Source organism: Bacillus sp. LH1, from assembly GCF_057924895.1.
The window spans coordinates 537,501-558,438 of the sequence record NZ_CM175007.1; the positions used below are offsets into that span (position 1 = coordinate 537,501).

The window sequence follows — 20,938 nt, forward strand, 5'->3', positions numbered from 1 at the left end:
GAAGCTGCGGATTGATACCAATGGTATCAGTGGTAGGGGAGCGTTCTAAGGACAGTGAAGTCAGACCGGAAGGACTGGTGGAGTGCTTAGAAGTGAGAATGCCGGTATGAGTAGCGAAAGACGGGTGAGAATCCCGTCCACCGAATGCCTAAGGTTTCCTGAGGAAGGCTCGTCCGCTCAGGGTTAGTCAGGACCTAAGCCGAGGCCGACAGGCGTAGGCGATGGACAACAGGTTGATATTCCTGTACCACCTCTTTATCGTTTGAGCAATGGAGGGACGCAGAAGGATAGAAGAAGCGTGCGATTGGTTGTGCACGTCCAAGCAGTTAGGCTGATAAGTAGGCAAATCCGCTTATCGTAAAGGCTGAGCTGTGATGGGGAAGCTCCTTATGGAGCGAAGTCTTTGATTCCCCGCTGCCAAGAAAAGCTTCTAGCGAGATAAAAGGTGCCTGTACCGCAAACCGACACAGGTAGGCGAGGAGAGAATCCTAAGGTGTGCGAGAGAACTCTGGTTAAGGAACTCGGCAAAATGACCCCGTAACTTCGGGAGAAGGGGTGCTTTCTTAACGGAAAGCCGCAGTGAATAGGCCCAAGCGACTGTTTAGCAAAAACACAGCTCTCTGCGAAGCCGTAAGGCGAAGTATAGGGGGTGACACCTGCCCGGTGCTGGAAGGTTAAGGAGAGGGGTTAGCGTAAGCGAAGCTCTGAACTGAAGCCCCAGTAAACGGCGGCCGTAACTATAACGGTCCTAAGGTAGCGAAATTCCTTGTCGGGTAAGTTCCGACCCGCACGAAAGGTGTAACGATTTGGGCACTGTCTCAACCAGAGACTCGGTGAAATTATAGTACCTGTGAAGATGCAGGTTACCCGCGACAGGACGGAAAGACCCCGTGGAGCTTTACTGTAGCCTGATATTGAATTTTGGTACAGTTTGTACAGGATAGGCGGGAGCCATTGAAACCGGAGCGCTAGCTTCGGTGGAGGCGCTGGTGGGATACCGCCCTGACTGTATTGAAATTCTAACCTACGGGTCTTATCGACCCGGGAGACAGTGTCAGGTGGGCAGTTTGACTGGGGCGGTCGCCTCCTAAAGTGTAACGGAGGCGCCCAAAGGTTCCCTCAGAATGGTTGGAAATCATTCGTAGAGTGCAAAGGCATAAGGGAGCTTGACTGCGAGACCTACAAGTCGAGCAGGGACGAAAGTCGGGCTTAGTGATCCGGTGGTTCCGCATGGAAGGGCCATCGCTCAACGGATAAAAGCTACCCCGGGGATAACAGGCTTATCTCCCCCAAGAGTCCACATCGACGGGGAGGTTTGGCACCTCGATGTCGGCTCATCGCATCCTGGGGCTGTAGTCGGTCCCAAGGGTTGGGCTGTTCGCCCATTAAAGCGGTACGCGAGCTGGGTTCAGAACGTCGTGAGACAGTTCGGTCCCTATCCGTCGTGGGCGTAGGAAATTTGAGAGGAGCTGTCCTTAGTACGAGAGGACCGGGATGGACGCACCGCTGGTGTACCAGTTGTTCTGCCAAGGGCATAGCTGGGTAGCTATGTGCGGAAGGGATAAGTGCTGAAAGCATCTAAGCATGAAGCCCCCCTCAAGATGAGATTTCCCATAGCGTAAGCTAGTAAGATCCCTGAAAGATGATCAGGTTGATAGGTTCGAGGTGGAAGCATGGTGACATGTGGAGCTGACGAATACTAATAGATCGAGGACTTAACCATATAATATGTAGCAATGTTATCTAGTTTTGAGAGAACATAAAAAACTTGTTGACTTTTAAAGTAAATAAGTTATAATAATGATTGTCTCAAAAGAATAATGTCTGGTAATGATGGCAGAGAGGTCACACCCGTTCCCATACCGAACACGGAAGTTAAGCTCTCTAGCGCCGATGGTAGTTGGGACCTTGTCCCTGTGAGAGTAGGACGTTGCCAGGCAATATTATTCCGCAGTAGCTCAGCGGTAGAGCTATCGGCTGTTAACCGATCGGTCGTAGGTTCGATTCCTACCTGCGGAGCCATTGGAGAGCTGTCCGAGTTGGCCGAAGGAGCACGATTGGAAATCGTGTATACGTCACAAGCGTATCAAGGGTTCGAATCCCTTGCTCTCCGCCATAGGATTTATAATATTTGGCCCGTTGGTCAAGTGGTTAAGACACCGCCCTTTCACGGCGGTAACACGGGTTCGAATCCCGTACGGGTCACCACTTTGGAGGATTAGCTCAGCTGGGAGAGCACCTGCCTTACAAGCAGGGGGTCGGCGGTTCGATCCCGTCATCCTCCACCATATAAATTTTATATGAATAGTATTATCGCGGGGTGGAGCAGCACGGTAGCTCGTCGGGCTCATAACCCGAAGGTCGCAGGTTCAAATCCTGTCCCCGCAACCAAATGGTCCCGTGGTGTAGTGGTTAACATGCCTGCCTGTCACGCAGGAGATCGCCGGTTCGACCCCGGTCGGGACCGCCATTTTAATAAGGCTCGGTAGCTCAGTCGGTAGAGCAGAGGACTGAAAATCCTCGTGTCGGCGGTTCGATTCCGTCCCGAGCCACCATTTATTTTAATAAAATACGCCGGCTTAGCTCAATTGGTAGAGCAACTGACTTGTAATCAGTAGGTTGGGGGTTCAAGTCCTCTAGCCGGCACCATGTAAGTTTCGGAGGGGTAGCGAAGTGGCTAAACGCGGCGGACTGTAAATCCGCTCCTTCGGGTTCGGCAGTTCGAATCTGCCCCCCTCCACCATTTACATAGGGGCATAGTTTAAAGGTAGAACTGAGGTCTCCAAAACCTCCAGTGTGGGTTCGATTCCTACTGCCCCTGCCAAATATATTTACACAACATGGCGGTTGTGGCGAAGTGGTTAACGCACCGGATTGTGGCTCCGGCATTCGTGGGTTCGATTCCCATCAGTCGCCCCATTTTTATTTTAAAAATTACAAATAATCTAATGGATACTTACATATAATTAAGTAAGAATTCGATGGGCTATAGCCAAGCGGTAAGGCAACGGACTTTGACTCCGTCATGCGCTGGTTCGAATCCAGCTAGCCCAGCCATTTTTGCGGAAGTAGTTCAGTGGTAGAATACAACCTTGCCAAGGTTGGGGTCGCGGGTTCGAATCCCGTCTTCCGCTCCAATAAAATTTAATATGGCGGCATAGCCAAGTGGTAAGGCAGAGGTCTGCAAAACCTTTATCACCGGTTCAAATCCGGTTGCCGCCTTTTCTTTTGTGCCGATGTGGCGGAATTGGCAGACGCGCACGACTCAAAATCGTGTTCCTTCGGGAGTGTCGGTTCGACCCCGACCATCGGTATCATGAACGGCGTAATAAAAGACTCTACACCAAATGTGTAGAGTCTTTTTATGTTTTCATCATACTATAAAATAAGCAAAAATGGTGTGTTGGTGAAATGGTTATAAATGATTAAGGTAAACTTATTCATTTAGTACATGCGATACATTTGGGGAAAGCTACAAAACAATAAAGGGATAAATTTTTATCCCTTTATATAATTTCATTATTTTATAAAGAATTTCTCCAACCTGGTGACATGAAGTTAAATCCGACGCCACCAGTAGATATTAGTACATGATCAGCTGTTAATTTCGTAATTTCTAAGAACTTCTTTTCAAACTCTTCTCTGTTGTATTTGTACATAGTTGAGTGGCATGACCACATGTGCGTTGAAGTACTCAACCAGTCTCCTAATTCCTTTAATTCAGGAAACGACTCAAATCGAATTGGTTCATCTAATTTCATGAATCTCACTTGATAGATAGTTGGGTTTAACTTCTCTCCTATTCCTTTAAAAGCATGTGATTTTTTGTCTTTGGAATGTGTCATAATTCACCCTCCATCTTTTCTTCAAATTTTTTCCTATTTTTATTATACAACAATAGAAAACAATTATGGGAATAATATGGAAATCTTTATTGGCAATATAAAAAGACTGTAACAGAAATGTTAGAGTCTTTTTGTTAAATTATACTATGTGCTTCTAAAATTCGTAATAAACGTAGGAATTCATGTATAATATAACTTGTCGAAAGAACAAAATGATAGTGATTTATATTATGTCTGTAATATGAATCAAAAATGAACTTTTTATATTTCTTTTAAAAATGTGTTGAACACACATTATATTTCATATTAATATTTTTATGTAGATTTAAAACGGGAAAGAGAGTGGAAAGTATGGGCCGTAAATGGAACAATATTAAAGACAAAAAAGCATCAAAAGATGCAAATACAAGCCGTATATACGCGAAATTTGGGCGTGAAATTTATGTGGCAGCAAAACAAGGCGAGCCAGATCCAGAATCAAACCAAGCACTAAGAGTTGTATTAGAGCGTGCGAAAACATACAATGTTCCAAGAACAATTATTGATCGTGCAGTTGAAAAAGCAAAAGGCGGTTCAGAAGAAAATTATGACGAGCTTCGTTATGAAGGATTCGGACCAAATGGAGCTATGGTTATTGTAGATACACTTACAAATAACGTAAACCGTACTGCAGCAGATGTACGAGCTGCATTTAGCAAAAACAGTGGTAATATGGGTGTGAACGGTTCTGTAGCTTACATGTTTGATGCGACAGCTGTTATCGGCCTTGAAGGTAAAACATCAGATGAAGTTCTTGAAATTTTAATGGAAGCAGATGTAGATGCACGTGACATTCTAGAAGAAGAAGATTCTGTTATCGTGTATGCTGAACCAGATCAATTTCATGCAGTACAATCTGCACTTAAAGGTGCTGGCGTTGAGGAGTTTACAGTTGCAGAATTAACAATGCTTGCACAAAGTGATGTAACACTTCCTGAAGATGCTCAAGAACAATTTGAGAAAATGGTTGATGCATTAGAAGATTTAGAAGATGTTCAACAAGTTTATCACAACGTAGACTTAGGAGAGTAATACGATAGATGACCCTTTTCGCTTAGCGGATAGGGTCTTTTTTATGAAGTTAATTAAGGTGATGAAGTATTAAAGGTATTTTGTTGTAGGTAGGGAATATGATTATAGGGATATATAAAATATTCATTATCTCTAGGAGGCTTAATATGGAACATAAGACACCAAAGCATATCGTTGCTGTAGCAGGTTATTTAACAAATGAAAAAAATGAAGTGTTATTAACAAAAGTGCACTGGCGAGCTGATACGTGGGAGTTGCCAGGAGGACAGGTAGAAGAAGGCGAAGCGCTCGATCAAGCTGTCTGTAGGGAAATAAAAGAGGAAACAGGGTTAACGGTGAAGCCTATCGGAATTACAGGCGTTTATTATAATACTTCTATGCATATTCTAGCTGTCGTTTTTAAAGTAGCATATATAAGTGGTGAAATAAAAATTCAACCTGAAGAAATACAAGAGGCTAAATTTGTTGATTTAAATGAAGAGAACATAGATGAGTATATAACGCGTCCTCATATGAAATCCAGAACGCTTGATGCAATGAGAGCAACACATTTTATTCCGTATGAAACGTGGGAAGTACAGCCGTATAATTTAATAGGAAGATTGTAAAGAAAAGAGTAGCCGATTTGAGATACATTCGAATCACTACTCTTTTTTTGTATACTGTTTAAGAAAAAGGTCAAAATAATAATAGCACTAGTATTGATTTCGGGAACGTTTGTTCTGTATAATAAATCTATATGTTATATACATTTAGATTACTAGATAGTCAAAAGTATATATATTTGTAGATGATATAATTAAAGTGTAAAGTGAAAATATAATAGTCTTAAGGGTTTCTCTTTTATTGGTTATTCGTACTTTAACATAACCTATATTCAATATTTCAGATGAATAGTAGATAAAAAAAGACTGTGATACAATACTTTTTTATCCCACTATTTGCTGGGCAGTAAGCTTGATTAATGAGGACCGATTAAAGTTTCACTTTATACCTTACAATGATGTAAGGTACGTGTAAGAGAAATCGATGGGATATTTTTTTACAACAATGTATTCTTAAAGTAAGAGTTATATGCTGTGTGGAAAAGAGGTGTTCAAGATGAAAGAACGAGTATTATCTAGGGTGAACTATCATCAAAAAGTTGCATTAAATCCAATGACTAAACTTTTTTATAAAGCCATTATATTATTATTATTGTTAAGTTGTACGTTATTATTCATTGGAAATGTAATGATTGAGAAAAGTGATATTAGTAAATTACATGTACCGGCTAAGTTAGAGGTGCCAGAATCATTAACACATGCATTTATTGCGACAGAAGATAAAAGATTTTATCATCATAACGGTTTAGATTATATAGCAATTATTAGGGCCTCTGTTGAGAATATAAAGGCTGGTGGTGTCGTGCAAGGAGGAAGCACAATTACACAGCAGCTATCTAAAAATGCCTTTTTAACGAATGAACGTACATTTTCTCGGAAGTGGAAAGAGATTTTTTATACGAAAAAAATTGAACGCACATTTACGAAGGATGAAATATTAAAATTATATGTAAGTAATATTTATTATGGAGAAGGAGCATGGGGAATTGAAAAAGCAGCAAACCTTTACTTCGGTAAAAAGGTGAACCAATTAACGTTGGCTGAAAGTGCAATGATGGCTGCTGTAGTAAAAGCACCTGCTTATTACTCACCTGCCCAAAATTATGATAAAGCAGTAGAGAGACGTAATGTCGTTTTGAGACTAATGGAGAAAGAAGGCTATATAAGCCATGATGAGTATGTTCAAGCAGTTAGTGAGAAATTGGTAATTCGTCATGATATAAAAATAGAGCAGTCGATGTTAAATAGCGCGCGTAAAAAAGCAGTAAGTTAAGAGAAGTTCCTATAGAGGAGCTTCTTTTTTTTGAATAAATTGTGACAAATTGTGACACAATATCGTCACAATTATTGTGTTTTTGTAATTTATGTGAGCGTGTTCATTGCGTGACGTATATAAGTGTTGATATTATGTGTATTGTGTACAATGCTGTATACAGAATATGAATTTAAAGAGGAATGTATATGAAATCAAATAAACTCATGGCTCTTGGTATAGTTTTTTCTATCGCAGTATTGATTGTAATTGGAACAATTGCGTATAGCATCATAAATGACAAAAAAGATAAAGGGAATGAGATGTTTGCTTATTCTACGCAACAATCTTTAGGGAAAGATGATGCTCCAGTTAAGGTAGTTGAATTTGGAGACTTTAAATGTCCTGCTTGTCGTACTTGGGATGTAACAGTATTACCTCGATTAAAAGAAGAGTATATTGATAAAGGCAAAGTGCAGTTATATTTTATTAACTTCCCATTTATCGGAAAAGACTCAGATTTAGGTGCAGCAGCTGGTGAAGCAATTTATAAACAAGATAAAGATTCATTCTGGATTTTCTATGATGAGATTTATCAAAATCAAAAGAAAGATACGGAAGAATGGATTACAGAAGATTTGCTTCTTAGCATTGTGAAAGAGAAACTTCCAAAAGTTGATGTAGAGCAATTTAAGAAAGATTTACACAGTAAAGACATTAAAGAAAAAGTAAGTAAAGATTCAGATCGTGCTCAAAAATTAAAAGTTCAAGGTGCTCCTTCTGTATATGTAAACGGAAATCTTGCAAATCCTGATTTTGATAGTATGAAGAAGGCAATTGATAAAGAATTGAAAAAGTGATGAGGTCTCTCATCACTTTTTCGACTTTTTTCGATAAAATTCTTGCCTCTACTTTTTTTACATGCTATACTATTTTACATAAGTTATTCTAATATCTTATATGTAATTCATATTTGCGGGTGTAGTTTAGTGGTAAAACAAGAGCCTTCCAAGCTCTGGTCGAGAGTTCGATTCTCTTCACCCGCTCCAAATTTTATTAAAAGTTTTTCTATAAATTGTGATCAACGCAGTGTTTCGTTTCCGAGATAAACGAGGCATTGCGTTTTTTAATGTTTGAAAAATATAATTACATGCGAAAATAGAAGTAAATGATAGTATTCCAAACGTGAATTACTAACCAATAGAGTGGTTACATAAGGGGTGGATTCATCTGAGGAGGCGATTAAGAGTGGATTTTGAACAATTAAAGCAAGATGTAATTGCGTATAGTAAAACAATTGGCATAGATAAAATAGGCTTTGCGAGCGCTTCTCCTTTTGAGGAATTAAAGCAGCGCTTAATCCAGCAACAACAATTAAATTATCAATCTGGATTTGAAGAGCCTGATATAGAGAAGAGAACGAATCCGCAACTGTTATTACCGGGTGCTAAATCAATTATTGCGATTGCTTTAGCATATCCTTCAAAATTAAAAAATGCACCATTAAGTAAGCGTGGAGAACGCCGTGGGATTTTTTGTCGTGCTTCTTGGGGACAAGATTATCATCTTGTTTTACGAGATCGTTTGCAAAAATTAGAGGCATATTTAATTGAAAAACTTCCCGATATAGAAGTGAAGTCCATGGTTGATACAGGTGAATTAAGTGATCGAGCTGTATCAGAGCGTGCTGGTATTGGATGGAGCGGTAAAAACTGCTCTATTATTACACCTGAATTTGGTTCGTACGTATACTTAGGGGAAATGATTACAAATGTTCCATTCCCGCCAGATAAGCCGATAGAAGATCAATGCGGAGGCTGTACGAAATGTATCGATATTTGCCCTACCGGTGCTTTAATACAGGGGGGACAGTTAGATTCGAAGAAGTGCATTGCGTTTTTAACACAAACGAAAGGATTCCTACCTGAAGAATATCGCGATAAAATAGGAAATCGCATATATGGATGTGATACGTGTCAGACTGTTTGTCCGAAAAACAAAGGAATGGATTTTCATAATCATCCTGAGATGGAGCCGGATCCTGAGCTAGTTAAACCATTATTAACGCCACTTTTAACAATTAGTAATCGTGATTTTAAAGAGAAATATGGGATTATGTCAGGGTCATGGAGAGGGAAAAAACCACTGCAAAGAAATGCGATTTTAGCATTAGCACATTTTAAAGAAGCATCGGCAATTCCAGATTTAATTGGTGTTATGAAAGATGACCCAAGACCGGTACTACGCGGAACGGCAGCATGGGCACTTGGGAAAATTGGCGGAGATGGAGTAGGCGAAGCGATTGAGAAAGCGATGGAACGTGAGAAAGATGAAGAAGTGCTTCATGAAATGAATCGCGGGCTTGAATTGTTAGCACAGAAAAAAGAGTAGATAATATTTCCCTTTTTCATATTGTAATATGGGAGGGAGACAGAATGGTTGTAAAAACGAAGATTGAAAACCAAGTACAACAATTTTTAGCATATATAACGGAGAAAAGAACGAATGTGGATGGTATTGCTGAGGATTTACTACAAATGGCACTGAGAAAGAAACAATTGTTTCAAAGGCGTAGTGCACATATAGTGAAAGCAACTGCGGATGTTTCTTTCATTAGACAATTAAATAGTAATGACCATCAAGAAATTGATTATCAAATACATTTTAAATATTTAATTAAGCATAAAGAATTATTTTATATTGAAGAGGAACAATTAAAACGAAGAGTTTGTTTAAATAATAGTCGAATTATAGGCGATTCTGCTATTGAAGTGTCAGAAGAAATTAGAATGGGTGAGACATTAGAAAGGGATATTACGAAAGAGAAGTACGGTTCTTATCAGTATAATCGTTTAGAGGCAGTGAAATATGCAGAGCGTTGGTGGGATGACCGGAATCCTATGTATCGTAATTTCCCTGATAATTGTACGAATTTCATTTCTCAATGTCTTCATACTGGAGAAGTACCTATGAACGGGTATCCTAATATTCGTAAAGGATGGTGGCAAAGGGAGAATCAGTGGAGTTGGAGCTGGGCTGTTGCACATTCTTTTTATTGGTATTTGTCAGGTGCTACAACAGGACTTCGAGCAGAGGCGGTAGAGAGGCCAGAAGAACTTATTCTTGGAGATGTCATTGCTTATGATTTCGAGGATGACGGAAGATGGAATCATACGACGATTGTAGTAGCAAAAGATGCAGATGGTATGCCGCTTGTAAATGCACATTCAGCGAATAGCCGTCGACGTTATTGGAACTATGAAGACTCTAGTAAATATACACCACAAATGAAATATAAATTCTTTCATATTATTAATGGGTAGAGATTTTTCGCTCAAGTGGTATAATACGTAGTAGACAAAAAACAGAGGTGAATATCGCGTGGGAGTACATGTTGTTTTATATCAGCCAGAAATTCCAGCAAATACAGGGAATATTGCTCGTACTTGTGCAGCAACTGGAACAGAATTACATTTGATTAGACCGCTTGGATTTTCAACGGATGATAAAATGTTAAAGCGTGCAGGATTAGATTATTGGCAGCACGTAAAAATTACGTATTATGATTCAATTGAAGAATTTTATGAAAAAAATAAAGACGGTGAATTCTTCTATTTAACAAAGTATGGCGAGAAAGCTCATACAGCGTTTGACTATAGCAAGCGTGAGAAGGATTACTATTTTGTATTTGGAAGAGAAACAAACGGCTTACCAGCTAATGTAATCGAAGAAAACTTTGATCATTGTTTACGTATTCCAATGACAGATAAAGTACGTTCATTAAATTTATCTAATACAGCAGCAATTTTAATTTATGAAGCGTTCCGTCAACAAAATTACCCTGGATTAGATTTAGAAATCGTTTATTAAAAGTCGCCATATGGCGACTTTTTTTTATAAAATAAAAATAATATATAATCATACATTTAAAAGAGAGGACATAATCATATAGAATGGGATATATGATTAAAAATAGATAAGACGGGTTGAGATAAATATGAAGGAAGAATATAGTAATCAAAATACCTTTTTAAGTATGATAGATATGGATTTAATTAGACAAGGATTATTACATGCTATTCAAGATTTAGTATTCATATTGAAAGTTATTGATAATGAAACGTTTCAATATATGTATGTGAATAAAATAGGAATGGATTATGCTAGGTTAAGCGAAGAGTGCTATGGAAAAACTTTTGCAGAAGTATTACCAAAAGATATAGCGGGGATATTGCAAAGGCAATATGCAAAAGTAGTGAGAGAAGCGAAAGCACACACCTTTTGTGATGTAGTCAATTTACCAAAAGGTGAGATACATTATGAATCTTCACTTAATCCTGTCTGCGACGAAGAAGGAATATGTCAATTTGTTATTTGTATTACAAGAGATATTACAGCTCAAATTGAGGAGAAGACAAAGATAGAGGAAAAACAAATGTTATTTAAGTCGTTACTGGAATATAATAATGACTCAATTATATCTATAGATTCTATAGGGAGAGTTACATATGCAAATCCGGCAACGTATGAAATATTTGGATACCGGTATGAGGAATTAAATAATAAATTTATTTTTGAATTCATTAATAAAGAATATGAAAAAGATTTTCAAATTATATTTAAGGGATCGATGCAAGGAAAAGCAAAACAAATTGTTTCAAAGAAATATGTTCATAAAGAAGGGTACGAGCTATATATTTCTTTGAGAACTATCCCGATTATTGTGAACGGTGAAATTGTTGGGATTTATATTGTTACGAGAGATGTTACAAGGCAAGTATTAAACGAAATGCGAACAGAATATTTAGCTTACTATGACCAGTTAACGGGATTAATGAATAGAATTTCATGTACAAATAAGTTAAATACTTTTTTAAATGAGAGTGTAAATTTTGCGCTTGTATTTATAGATTTAGATGAGTTTCATCGTATTAATGATACATTTGGTCATAAAGAGGGAGATAAAGTATTACAAAAAGTTACAGAATGTTTAAGCAATCTAAAAATAGAAGGTATGCACTTATTTAGAGAACACGATGATCAATTTGTTATGTTGATAGAAAATATAACGAAAGAATATGTAGAGGAAGTTGCAAAAAGCATACTGAAAAATATTAGTGAATATTTTGTAATCGAAGAAGAAGATGTATATTTAAGTGCATCAATTGGAATTGTAATGGCTCCAGCAGATGGAGAAGATGAAAAAATACTATTTCAGAGGGTCGATGCTGCTTTAGAAAAAGCAAAAGAAAAAGGAAAAGGACATTATCATTTTTATTGTAGTGGATTAGACTGTGAGCGTGAACAAAGGTTTATAATAGAAAACCAGTTACATCGTGCTATAGAAAAAAATGAATTTTTCTTATATTATCAGCCACAAATTAATATTGAAACGAAAAAAATAGCTAGTATGGAAGCTTTAATAAGGTGGGAGAATAAGGAATTAGGATTTGTTTCTCCAAACCAATTTATTCCGTTGGCAGAAAGAACAGGATTTATTATTAAGCTCGATGAATGGGTAGTAAATCAAGTGTGTCAGCAACTGCGCGAATGGTTAAATAAAGGATATGAAGTGGTCCCAATTGCGGTTAATATTTCAGCTAGACACTTTCGTTCTATTACATTAATAGAGATGATTACACGGGCTTTAAATAAGTACAATGTATCAGCTCATTTATTAGCGATAGAGGTTACAGAAGGAGCTCTTATACATAAAGATATATCAAAGAGAGTGTTACTACAATTAAAAGAACAAAATTTAAAGATTCATTTAGATGATTTTGGAACAGGCTATTCATCTTTAAGTTATTTAAAAACATATCCAATTGATACTTTAAAAATTGATCGTTCTTTTATGGAAGGTATACATATAGATGAACGTGATACGAATATTACAGCTGCAATTATTCATTTAGCTCATACTTTAGAATTGAATATAATTGCAGAAGGAGTAGAAAAAAAGGAGCAAATACAGTTTTTGAAAGAAAAGAATGTGAAGCTTGTACAAGGTTATTATTATAGCCGACCACTATCCAAATATGATATGGAAAATATGTATTATAAATAAAAAAATGATGTGCTAAAAGCACATCATTTTTTATGTGTACCTGGTTTGTCATTGTAACCGGATGTAAAAATAGCTGTAAGAAATGTGAGTGATACACCTAAAATTAATAATAATTTCATACTAATATCCTCCTTACTGTTTTCGGTTTATGAGTTTTATTTATTATCCAAAATGTATGTAAGGTTCTTAGAAGAAAAGAATTTATTTATAATGAATAGCAGTGTAAAAATGTTAATACCTATATTATACAGAATTTTCTTTGAATTTTGGAGAGAATTTTAGCGTGCTATTATATATTTCGTTTTGATTTAAAGAATGTTTAAGGACATCCTAGCATACCTTTTATAATAATCCGATTGAACAAGGAGATGGGGGAGGAGCTATAATGGATATTCTAAAAAAGATTGAACAGCATCGAGCAGCAGAAGAACGTTTACAATGGGAAGGTACGTTTGCGGAGTATTTGGAGCTTGTGAAAGAAAGACCATGGGTGGCTCAAACAGCACACTCTCGCATTTACAATATGATAAAAGACGCTGGAATTGAAGAAGTTGATGGTAGAAGAAAGTATAACTTCTTTAGTAATCAGCTCTTTGGATTAGAGGATGCTCTAGAACGTCTTGTAGAGGAATATTTTCATCCATCTGCAAAACGATTAGATGTTAGAAAAAGAATTTTATTATTAATGGGTCCTGTTAGTGGAGGGAAATCAACGTTAGTTACAATGTTGAAACGAGGATTAGAAACATATTCAAGAACAGATCGCGGAGCAATTTTTGCAATTAAAGGATGCCCAATGCACGAGGATCCACTGCATTTAATTCCACATCATTTACGAGATGATTTCTTTGATGAGTATGGGGTTAGAATTGAAGGGAATTTATCACCACTAAATGTCATGCGTTTAGAGCAAGAATACGGATCAAGAATTGAGGATGTAGTTGTAGAGCGTATTTTCTTCTCTGAAGATCGCCGTACAGGGATTGGTACATTTAGCCCGTCTGATCCAAAATCACAGGATATTGCAGATTTAACAGGTAGTCTGGACTTTTCTACGATTGCAGAATATGGTTCAGAATCAGATCCGCGTGCGTATCGATTTGATGGAGAATTAAATAAGGCAAACCGAGGAATGATGGAGTTCCAAGAGATGTTAAAATGCGATGAGAAGTTTTTATGGCACTTATTATCGCTTACGCAAGAAGGGAATTTCAAAGCGGGAAGATTTGCGCTTATTTCAGCAGATGAATTAATTGTAGCGCATACGAATGAAACAGAGTATCGCTCATTTATAGCAAATAAGAAAAATGAAGCATTGCACTCAAGAATTATTGTAATGCCAGTTCCTTATAATTTACGAGTAAGTGAAGAAGAACATATTTATGAAAAAATGATTCGTGAAAGTGATGTATCGAATGTTCACATTGCACCACACACACTTCGCGTTGCAGCAATGTTCACTATTTTAACTCGTTTAAAAGATCCGAAGCGTCCGGATATTGATTTAATTAAAAAGATGCGTTTGTATGATGGAGAAACGGTAGAAGGTTATAATGCGATTGATGTAGAAGAATTACAACGCGAATATCAAGATGAAGGTATGAAGGGTATTGATCCTCGTTATGTCATTAACCGAATTTCGTCTACAATCATTCGAAAAGAGGTACCATCTATTAACGCGTTAGATGTACTTAGATCTTTAAAAGATGGGCTAGATCAGCATCCATCCATTAGTAATGAAGACCGTGAACGTTACATGAACTTCATCTCATTAGCGAGAAAAGAATACGATGAAATCGCGAAGAAAGAAGTACAAAAAGCGTTTGTTTATTCATATGAAGAATCAGCTAAGACGCTTATGGATAATTACTTAGATAACGTTGAGGCGTACTGCAATAAATCGAAATTACGTGATCCGTTAACAGGAGAAGAAATGAGTCCAGATGAAAAATTAATGCGCTCAATTGAAGAGCAAATTGGAATTTCAGAAAATGCTAAGAAAGCGTTCCGTGAAGAGATTTTAATTCGCATTTCTGCTTATGCCCGTAAAGGAAAACGCTTTGATTATAATTCACATGAACGTCTTCGTGAAGCGATTCAGAAAAAACTATTTGCTGATTTAAAAGATATAGTGAAAATTACAACATCAACGAAAACGCCGGACGAAAATCAGCTTAAGAAAATCAATGATGTTGTTGCGCGTTTAATTGATGAGCATGGTTATAATTCTTCTTCAGCAAATGAATTACTACGCTATGTAGGTAGCTTGTTAAACAGATAGTTTGATAACAAAACGCTGTCTCTTGTATTTTGCGGGACAGCGTTTTATTATCCGTTCATATGTGTATAAAGTGTCATACCTTGTCCAAATGTAATAAATTAAGATGCAATTTTATGAATTTATTGTCAATTATTTTTACAATATGCATATGATAGAGTAACCAACCATTCATACGAAAAAAGCCAACACAATACAATATGTTGCAAAGTAAAAATGTGTGCAACAATGCATTGTGTTTCTTTCTTATCAGTGGCTGAATATTTCTTTCTATTTATGTGAGTGGCAAAATTTTGTTTAGGATGCTCGGGGTATTGTATGAAAAACGTTATAAATGTTTATGGGATGATTTTCTGTGGGCAGTTACCTTTCAAATATTCTAGCTTGCATATTACAGAACAAAATTTATAGATTGCTGTTCATACAGGAAGACAATTACAGTAAGGAGGGAAAGGAATGGGCGAAGAAAATCAACCAAATTATACGATTTCACAGGAAAACTGGTCCCTCCATCGCAAAGGATATGACGACCAACAGCGCCATCAAGAAAAAGTACAAGAGGCAATTAAGAATAATTTACCCGATCTTGTAACAGAAGAAAGTATAGTTATGTCTAATGGCAAGGATGTTGTAAAAATACCAATTCGTTCTCTAGATGAATATAAGATTAGATACAATTATGATAAAAATAAACATGTTGGGCAAGGAAACGGTGACAGCAAAGTTGGTGATGTCGTTGCGAGAGATGGATCAGGTGGTCAAAAACAAAAAGGGCCAGGAAAAGGGCAAGGAGCAGGAGATGCAGCTGGGGAAGATTACTATGAAGCTGAAGTCTCTATTTTAGAATTAGAGCAAGCGTTTTTCAGAGAGTTAGAACTTCCTAATTTAAAGAGAAAAGAAATGGATGAAAACCGGATTGAACATGTTGAATTTAATGACATTAGAAAAACAGGATTATGGGGAAATATCGATAAGAAACGAACAATGATATCCGCATATAAACGAAATGCGATGGGTGGTAAAGCATCTTTTCATCCAATTCATCAAGAAGACTTAAAGTTCCGCACTTGGAATGAAGTATTAAAGCCAGATTCAAAAGCTGTTGTATTAGCGATGATGGATACGAGTGGATCGATGGGAATATGGGAGAAATATATGGCACGTAGCTTCTTTTTCTGGATGACAAGATTTTTACGCACAAAGTATGAAACAGTTGATATTGAATTTATTGCTCATCATACAGAAGCGAAAGTCGTTACAGAAGAAGAATTTTTCTCAAAAGGAGAAAGTGGCGGAACAATATGTTCTTCCGTATATAAAAAAGCATTAGAACTTATCGATAATAAATATTCACCTGACCGCTATAATATTTATCCATTCCATTTTTCAGATGGTGATAATTTAACATCAGATAATGCTAGATGTGTAAAACTTGTTGAAGAGCTAATGAAGAAGTGTAATATGTTTGGGTATGGGGAAGTGAATCAGTACAACCGCCACAGTACACTCATGTCAGCCTATAAAAATATTAAAGATGAAAACTTTAGATACTATATTTTAAAGCAAAAAGCAGACGTATTTCATGCGATGAAAAGCTTTTTTAGAGAAGAATCAGGTGAGAAAATGGCATAACCTCTTTTAAAGAGGTTCTTTTTTTGTAAACTTTTTATTTTTTCAGTTGACAATGATAATGAAAATCATTATCATTTATTCGAGAAATGATTACATTTTGAATTATATATTTCGGAGGAGATGTAAAGTTGAAACAAAATAAAAGAAAACGTATAAATGCAATGATTATAGCGGCGGCGTTATCACTTCCGTTTGCTGTGTATTCAACACCTGCTTTAGCGGCAGTAGCAATTGAGGCGAATAAAACTGGACAAGGTTTAGAAGATGGTACATATGACGCTGTTATTAAAGCGTATAAAGATAAAACGAATGAAGAGTCTATGGCAGCTGTTTATATAAAGGATCCGAAATTAACAATTGAGAATGGAAAGAAAATTGTAACAGCAACGTTAAGTGATAGTGATTTCTTTCAATACTTGAAGACAGAGGATATTCACACTCCAGGTGTGTTTCATGATGTGAAAGTAATATCAGAAGACAAAAAGAAAAATGGAACGAAAGTGATTCAGTTTGAAGTAGGGGAATTAGGAAAAAGGTATAATATGCGAATGCATATTTATATTCCAACAATGGCCTATGACAATAAGTACCAAGTACAGTTTGAAGTAAATACATTGAATTTAGATAAAGATGTTCCAGAAGCACAAAAGGAAAATAAAGAGGATAAAGTGGATCAACAAGATGCAAATGTAATAGTAGATAAGCAATTACAAAGGCATATTAATAAATATAACTTGAATAGAGAGAATCTAGATAATCCAATAACTAAGGAAGATTTATTAAAAGTTAAATCCTTAATAGTCGTTGAAGCTAAAAGTAAAGGAATAAAAGACGTAAGTGGTCTAGAATATATGACGAACTTAGAAAACTTAACGTTGGAAGAAGTTAAGTTAAAAAATATAAAATTTATCTCGGACTTGAGACAATTGAAATCATTAAGTATAACCTATGGTGAACTTGAAGATATTGGACCTTTGGCTACGTTAGAGCATATTGAGTTTTTAACTTTGAGAAACAATAAAATCTCAGATTTAAGCCCATTAAGCCAAATGAAGAAGATTAAAATGCTAGATTTAAATAGTAATTATATAAAAGATATTAAACCATTATTTACAGTGAAATCTTTAAGGACTTTGACGGTAGCAAATAATCAAATTAGTAATGCAGGTCTTGAAGGAGTTCACCAATTAAAGAATTTAAAGACATTTGAAATAAGCAATAATGGATTGAGTAATGTTGAACATATTAATGGGATGAATAAATTAATTGAATTAGGGCTTTCCAAAAATGAATTAGTAGATCTTACGCCATTATCAAAATTGTCAGGGTTACAGAAATTAAATCTAGAAGAAAACTATATTTCAGATATAACGCCACTTAGTCAATTAACAGGTTTATATGATTTAAAACTAGGTTCAAATGAAATTCGTGATGTTAGACCAGTTCAAGAATTAGGAAAAAGAATGTATATCGATATTCAAAGACAAAAAATTTTTTTAGATGATGTAGAAAAAGATAAGGAAGTTAAAATACCTATTTATAATTTACAAGGAGAGGCACTTGATACTATTCAATTGAAGAGTGAAGAGGGGATCGTTAATAATGGTTCTGTTAAATGGGGGACTACCGGTGAAAAAACATATGAATTTATGTTGGATATAAATCCAGAAGAGAATCGTATTAAGTTTAATGGAACAGTAATTCAAAATGTTGTTGAAAGATTAGACGAAATCAAGGAAACAATAAAAGAGAATAATGAACAAAAGGAAAATGTAATTCTCGATAAAACTTTACAACAACATATTAATAAAGAGAATTTAGGTAGAGAGAATGTAAACGCTCCTATCACAAAAGAAGATTTATTACAGATTAAAAAATTAGAGATACTTAAAGAAAAAGGAAATGAGATAAAAGATATAACAGGTTTAGAATACATGACGAATTTAGAAAAACTTACTTTAGAAGGAGTAGGCCTGAAAAATATTGAGTTCATCTCAAACTTGAAACAATTGAATAATGTGAATATATCTCATAATCAAATTGAAGATATAACACCACTATCTTCATTGGAAAATTTACAGTGGTTAAATCTTGCGGACAATCATATTAAAGATGTAACGGTTATTGGTTCCATGCTAAACTTATTTAGCTTAAATCTAGCTGGGAATGAGATTCGTGATGTAAGGCCGTTAATACAATTAGGTCAGTGGTTTACAATTGATGTTGGAAGACAAAATATCATTTTAAATGATGCAAAAATAAACGAAGAAATTCAAGTTCCTGTATATGATTTAGAAGGAGAAAGTATTGAAAATATTCAATTGGCAAGTGAGGGAGGGACGTTTAATAACGGAGTAATAAAATGGAATACCCTAGGTGAAAAGGTGTATAAATTTGATTTAGATTCTGATGAAATTAGCATCAGGTTTAACGGAACAGTTATACAGAATATAGTGGAAAAAGAAGAAGAAAAAGAGCCGGTAAAAGAAATTGAAGAAACAAAAGAAGAAGTGAAAGAGCCGGTAAAAGAAGTTGAAGAAACAAAAGAAGAAGTGAAAGAACCAACAAAAGAAGTTGAAGAAGCGAAAGAAGAAGTAAAAGAGCCAACAAAAGAAGTTGAAGAAACAAAAGAAGAAGTGAAAGAACCGGTAAAAGAAGTTGAAGAAGCGAAAGAAGAAGTAAAAGAGCCAACAAAAGAAGTTGAAGAGGTAAAAGAAGAAGTAAAAGAACCAACGAAAGAAGTTGAAGAAACAAAAGAAGAAGAAAAAGAACCGGTAAAAGAAGTAAAAGAGGAAGTAAAAGAGCCAACGAAAGAAGTTGAAGAAGCGAAAGAGGAAGTGGACGAGCCAACAACAGGAGTTGAAGGATCGAAAGCGGAGGTAAAAGAAACAGGAAAAGAAATTGAAGGTTCAAAAGACGCGGTAAATCAATCAGCAGTAGTCCAAGAACAAAACGTGAATAATCAAGTTGTGAAAGAAAATAAACTAGCTGTTAATAAGCAAGAAGAAAGTAAGAAATCATTAGGAGCAACAGGTGGACAAGAGAATACATCAACATTACTTTCAGGCATAGCGTTAGTTCTTTCAGCACTGAGTATGTTTGTATTTAGAAAGAGATTATTTAAGAAATAAAAAACGTTTTATCTTATTATAACGTAAGATGATTATATGAGTTTTTGAGAAGACATTATCATGGCGATTTCATTTTGAAATATGCTTATGGTGATGTCTTTTTTAGAAGGATATAAATAGAAAAGGTGTGAATATATTAGTGAAGGAGGAGAGGTTATGTATGTCAGTTCTATTTTGAAAATTGAAGAGGTGGCAGCATTTATTGCGAATATGAATAAAGATGCTACTCATCATGTTGGCTATTGTGGAGATGAGAAAGAGGAGTTGTTACAGACAATTATTCATGATTTTTCAGATATAGGCTGGGAACAATCTTTTGTTGCTACTTATGAGAATAATAATTTAATAGGTTTATTAGGATTTGATATGGATGAAGTAAAGAAATGTGCAGAGATATGGGGGCCGTTTATTATCGCAGAGAATTGGGAAGAAGTTGCTTTACATATGTGGAAGGAACTTATAGAAAAGGTGCCTTTTCATATTGAGAGATTTTATGGTTTTTATCATGTGGAAAATAATAATTGTGCCCGTTTAATGAGGAATTTACATGCAAAAGAACAAGGTCGACATAGTATTCTCGTTTTAAATAATATTGTGGAGCACCGTATTATATGTAATGTAGAAGAGGCTTTACCACAAGTGTTTGAGCAGTTTATCGCTTTACACAATCATGTGTTTTCTAATACGTATTATGACGGAAACGAAATTATTGAACGTTTAAGTAATACGAATAAATTATTTGTAAGTATGAAGAATGATAAGTTAGAAGGTTATGTATATGTGGAAGTAAATCCAGAGTTTCAAGAAGCGAATATCGAATTTATTGCAACCGCTGAAAATAGTAGAAGAAAAGGTGTCGGAGAGCGGTTATTACAAAAGGCAATTCAGTATATTATTTCCTTCCAAGGAATGAAGGAGATAGAATTATGTTTGAATACGAATAATGATCGTGCGATGAAATTATACAAGAAAGTAGGATTTGAGGAGAAGGCATGTTTACAACACTATATAATAGAGTGAAAACCCATTCGTATGAAAATTATATTTCATACGAATG

Annotated in this window: 13 protein-coding genes, 16 tRNA genes and 2 rRNA genes (1 of these 31 running past the window's edge); 30 read left to right on the top strand and 1 reads right to left on the bottom strand. The window is 35.9% G+C overall.

Going from position 1 to position 20,938, the window contains the following annotated elements; translation table 11 throughout:
* The 17 genes from ACX9TM_RS02765 to ACX9TM_RS02845 form a co-directional block, all read left to right on the top strand.
* Positions 1 to 1,723, top strand: a 23S ribosomal RNA gene (locus tag ACX9TM_RS02765); it begins 1,199 nt to the left of the window's first position.
* A gap of 100 nt (positions 1,724 to 1,823) precedes the next feature.
* Positions 1,824 to 1,939: ribosomal RNA gene (rrf, locus tag ACX9TM_RS02770) — 5S ribosomal RNA — on the top strand.
* A gap of 8 nt (positions 1,940 to 1,947) precedes the next feature.
* Positions 1,948 to 2,022 (top strand) — tRNA-Asn (locus ACX9TM_RS02775).
* 2 nt (positions 2,023 to 2,024) lie between these two features.
* Positions 2,025 to 2,116, top strand: a tRNA-Ser gene (locus tag ACX9TM_RS02780).
* Between the two features lie 17 nt (positions 2,117 to 2,133).
* Positions 2,134 to 2,208: transfer RNA gene (locus ACX9TM_RS02785), tRNA-Glu, on the top strand.
* Positions 2,209 to 2,212: 4 nt separating this feature from the next.
* A tRNA-Val gene (locus ACX9TM_RS02790) sits at positions 2,213 to 2,288 on the top strand.
* Positions 2,289 to 2,314: 26 nt separating this feature from the next.
* A tRNA-Met gene (locus ACX9TM_RS02795) sits at positions 2,315 to 2,391 on the top strand.
* Positions 2,392 to 2,394: 3 nt separating this feature from the next.
* Positions 2,395 to 2,470 (top strand) — tRNA-Asp (locus ACX9TM_RS02800).
* A 9-nt stretch (positions 2,471 to 2,479) separates the two neighbouring features.
* Positions 2,480 to 2,555, top strand: a tRNA-Phe gene (locus tag ACX9TM_RS02805).
* Between the two features lie 18 nt (positions 2,556 to 2,573).
* Positions 2,574 to 2,649 (top strand) — tRNA-Thr (locus tag ACX9TM_RS02810).
* Positions 2,650 to 2,659: 10 nt separating this feature from the next.
* A tRNA-Tyr gene (locus tag ACX9TM_RS02815) sits at positions 2,660 to 2,743 on the top strand.
* 7 nt (positions 2,744 to 2,750) lie between these two features.
* Positions 2,751 to 2,824: transfer RNA gene (locus ACX9TM_RS02820), tRNA-Trp, on the top strand.
* 19 nt (positions 2,825 to 2,843) lie between these two features.
* Positions 2,844 to 2,919: transfer RNA gene (locus ACX9TM_RS02825), tRNA-His, on the top strand.
* A gap of 63 nt (positions 2,920 to 2,982) precedes the next feature.
* Positions 2,983 to 3,057: transfer RNA gene (locus ACX9TM_RS02830), tRNA-Gln, on the top strand.
* Between the two features lie 5 nt (positions 3,058 to 3,062).
* Positions 3,063 to 3,137: transfer RNA gene (locus ACX9TM_RS02835), tRNA-Gly, on the top strand.
* 14 nt (positions 3,138 to 3,151) lie between these two features.
* Positions 3,152 to 3,222: transfer RNA gene (locus tag ACX9TM_RS02840), tRNA-Cys, on the top strand.
* A gap of 10 nt (positions 3,223 to 3,232) precedes the next feature.
* Positions 3,233 to 3,314: transfer RNA gene (locus ACX9TM_RS02845), tRNA-Leu, on the top strand.
* Between the two features lie 210 nt (positions 3,315 to 3,524).
* On the opposite strand, the gene ACX9TM_RS02850 is transcribed toward ACX9TM_RS02845, so the two are convergent.
* Complete coding sequence (locus tag ACX9TM_RS02850; RefSeq protein WP_000149743.1) at positions 3,525 to 3,845, bottom strand: DUF3884 family protein; 321 nt, start codon at positions 3,843 to 3,845, stop codon at positions 3,525 to 3,527.
* Between the two features lie 351 nt (positions 3,846 to 4,196).
* Here ACX9TM_RS02850 and ACX9TM_RS02855 point away from each other — a divergent pair, with 351 nt between their 5' ends.
* The 13 genes from ACX9TM_RS02855 (at position 4,197) to ACX9TM_RS02915 (ending at position 20,901) form a co-directional block, all read left to right on the top strand.
* Positions 4,197 to 4,916, top strand: a complete 720-nt coding sequence (locus ACX9TM_RS02855; protein ID WP_050279522.1) for a YebC/PmpR family DNA-binding transcriptional regulator — start codon at positions 4,197 to 4,199, stop codon at positions 4,914 to 4,916.
* 146 nt (positions 4,917 to 5,062) lie between these two features.
* Complete coding sequence (locus tag ACX9TM_RS02860; RefSeq protein ID WP_000400455.1) at positions 5,063 to 5,524, top strand: NUDIX hydrolase; 462 nt, start codon at positions 5,063 to 5,065, stop codon at positions 5,522 to 5,524.
* 493 nt (positions 5,525 to 6,017) lie between these two features.
* A complete protein-coding gene (locus tag ACX9TM_RS02865) occupies positions 6,018 to 6,794 on the top strand; it encodes a transglycosylase domain-containing protein (protein ID WP_000664715.1) in 777 nt (258 codons plus the stop codon).
* A 188-nt stretch (positions 6,795 to 6,982) separates the two neighbouring features.
* The gene (locus tag ACX9TM_RS02870) at positions 6,983 to 7,633 is read left to right on the top strand and encodes a DsbA family protein (RefSeq protein ID WP_000841307.1); all 651 of its coding nucleotides are present in this window, start codon (positions 6,983 to 6,985) and stop codon (positions 7,631 to 7,633) included.
* A gap of 115 nt (positions 7,634 to 7,748) precedes the next feature.
* A tRNA-Gly gene (locus tag ACX9TM_RS02875) sits at positions 7,749 to 7,822 on the top strand.
* A gap of 199 nt (positions 7,823 to 8,021) precedes the next feature.
* Complete coding sequence (gene queG / locus ACX9TM_RS02880) at positions 8,022 to 9,164, top strand: tRNA epoxyqueuosine(34) reductase QueG (protein WP_000345215.1); 1,143 nt, start codon at positions 8,022 to 8,024, stop codon at positions 9,162 to 9,164.
* Positions 9,165 to 9,208: 44 nt separating this feature from the next.
* Positions 9,209 to 10,096, top strand: a complete 888-nt coding sequence (locus tag ACX9TM_RS02885; RefSeq protein WP_000260591.1) for an amidase domain-containing protein — start codon at positions 9,209 to 9,211, stop codon at positions 10,094 to 10,096.
* 58 nt (positions 10,097 to 10,154) lie between these two features.
* Positions 10,155 to 10,643 carry a tRNA (uridine(34)/cytosine(34)/5-carboxymethylaminomethyluridine(34)-2'-O)-methyltransferase TrmL gene (gene trmL, locus ACX9TM_RS02890; RefSeq protein ID WP_000538147.1) on the top strand — a complete coding sequence of 163 codons (489 nt, stop codon included), beginning with the start codon at positions 10,155 to 10,157 and terminating at the stop codon, positions 10,641 to 10,643.
* Between the two features lie 127 nt (positions 10,644 to 10,770).
* Positions 10,771 to 12,840, top strand: coding sequence for a sensor domain-containing protein (locus ACX9TM_RS02895; RefSeq protein WP_000657173.1), 2,070 nt, complete (start codon positions 10,771 to 10,773; stop codon positions 12,838 to 12,840).
* Between the two features lie 385 nt (positions 12,841 to 13,225).
* Positions 13,226 to 15,121: a PrkA family serine protein kinase gene (locus ACX9TM_RS02900; protein WP_000353273.1), complete on the top strand. Its 1,896-nt coding sequence runs from the start codon at positions 13,226 to 13,228 to the stop codon at positions 15,119 to 15,121.
* A 453-nt stretch (positions 15,122 to 15,574) separates the two neighbouring features.
* The gene (yhbH, locus tag ACX9TM_RS02905; protein ID WP_000503517.1) at positions 15,575 to 16,750 is read left to right on the top strand and encodes a sporulation protein YhbH; all 1,176 of its coding nucleotides are present in this window, start codon (positions 15,575 to 15,577) and stop codon (positions 16,748 to 16,750) included.
* Positions 16,751 to 16,878: 128 nt separating this feature from the next.
* Entirely contained in the window at positions 16,879 to 19,881 is a 3,003-nt protein-coding gene (locus tag ACX9TM_RS02910; protein ID WP_065381984.1) for an NEAT domain-containing protein, read from the top strand.
* Positions 19,882 to 20,037: 156 nt separating this feature from the next.
* Complete coding sequence (locus tag ACX9TM_RS02915) at positions 20,038 to 20,901, top strand: GNAT family N-acetyltransferase (protein WP_063220132.1); 864 nt, start codon at positions 20,038 to 20,040, stop codon at positions 20,899 to 20,901.
* The last annotated feature ends 37 nt before the right edge of the window (positions 20,902 to 20,938 follow it).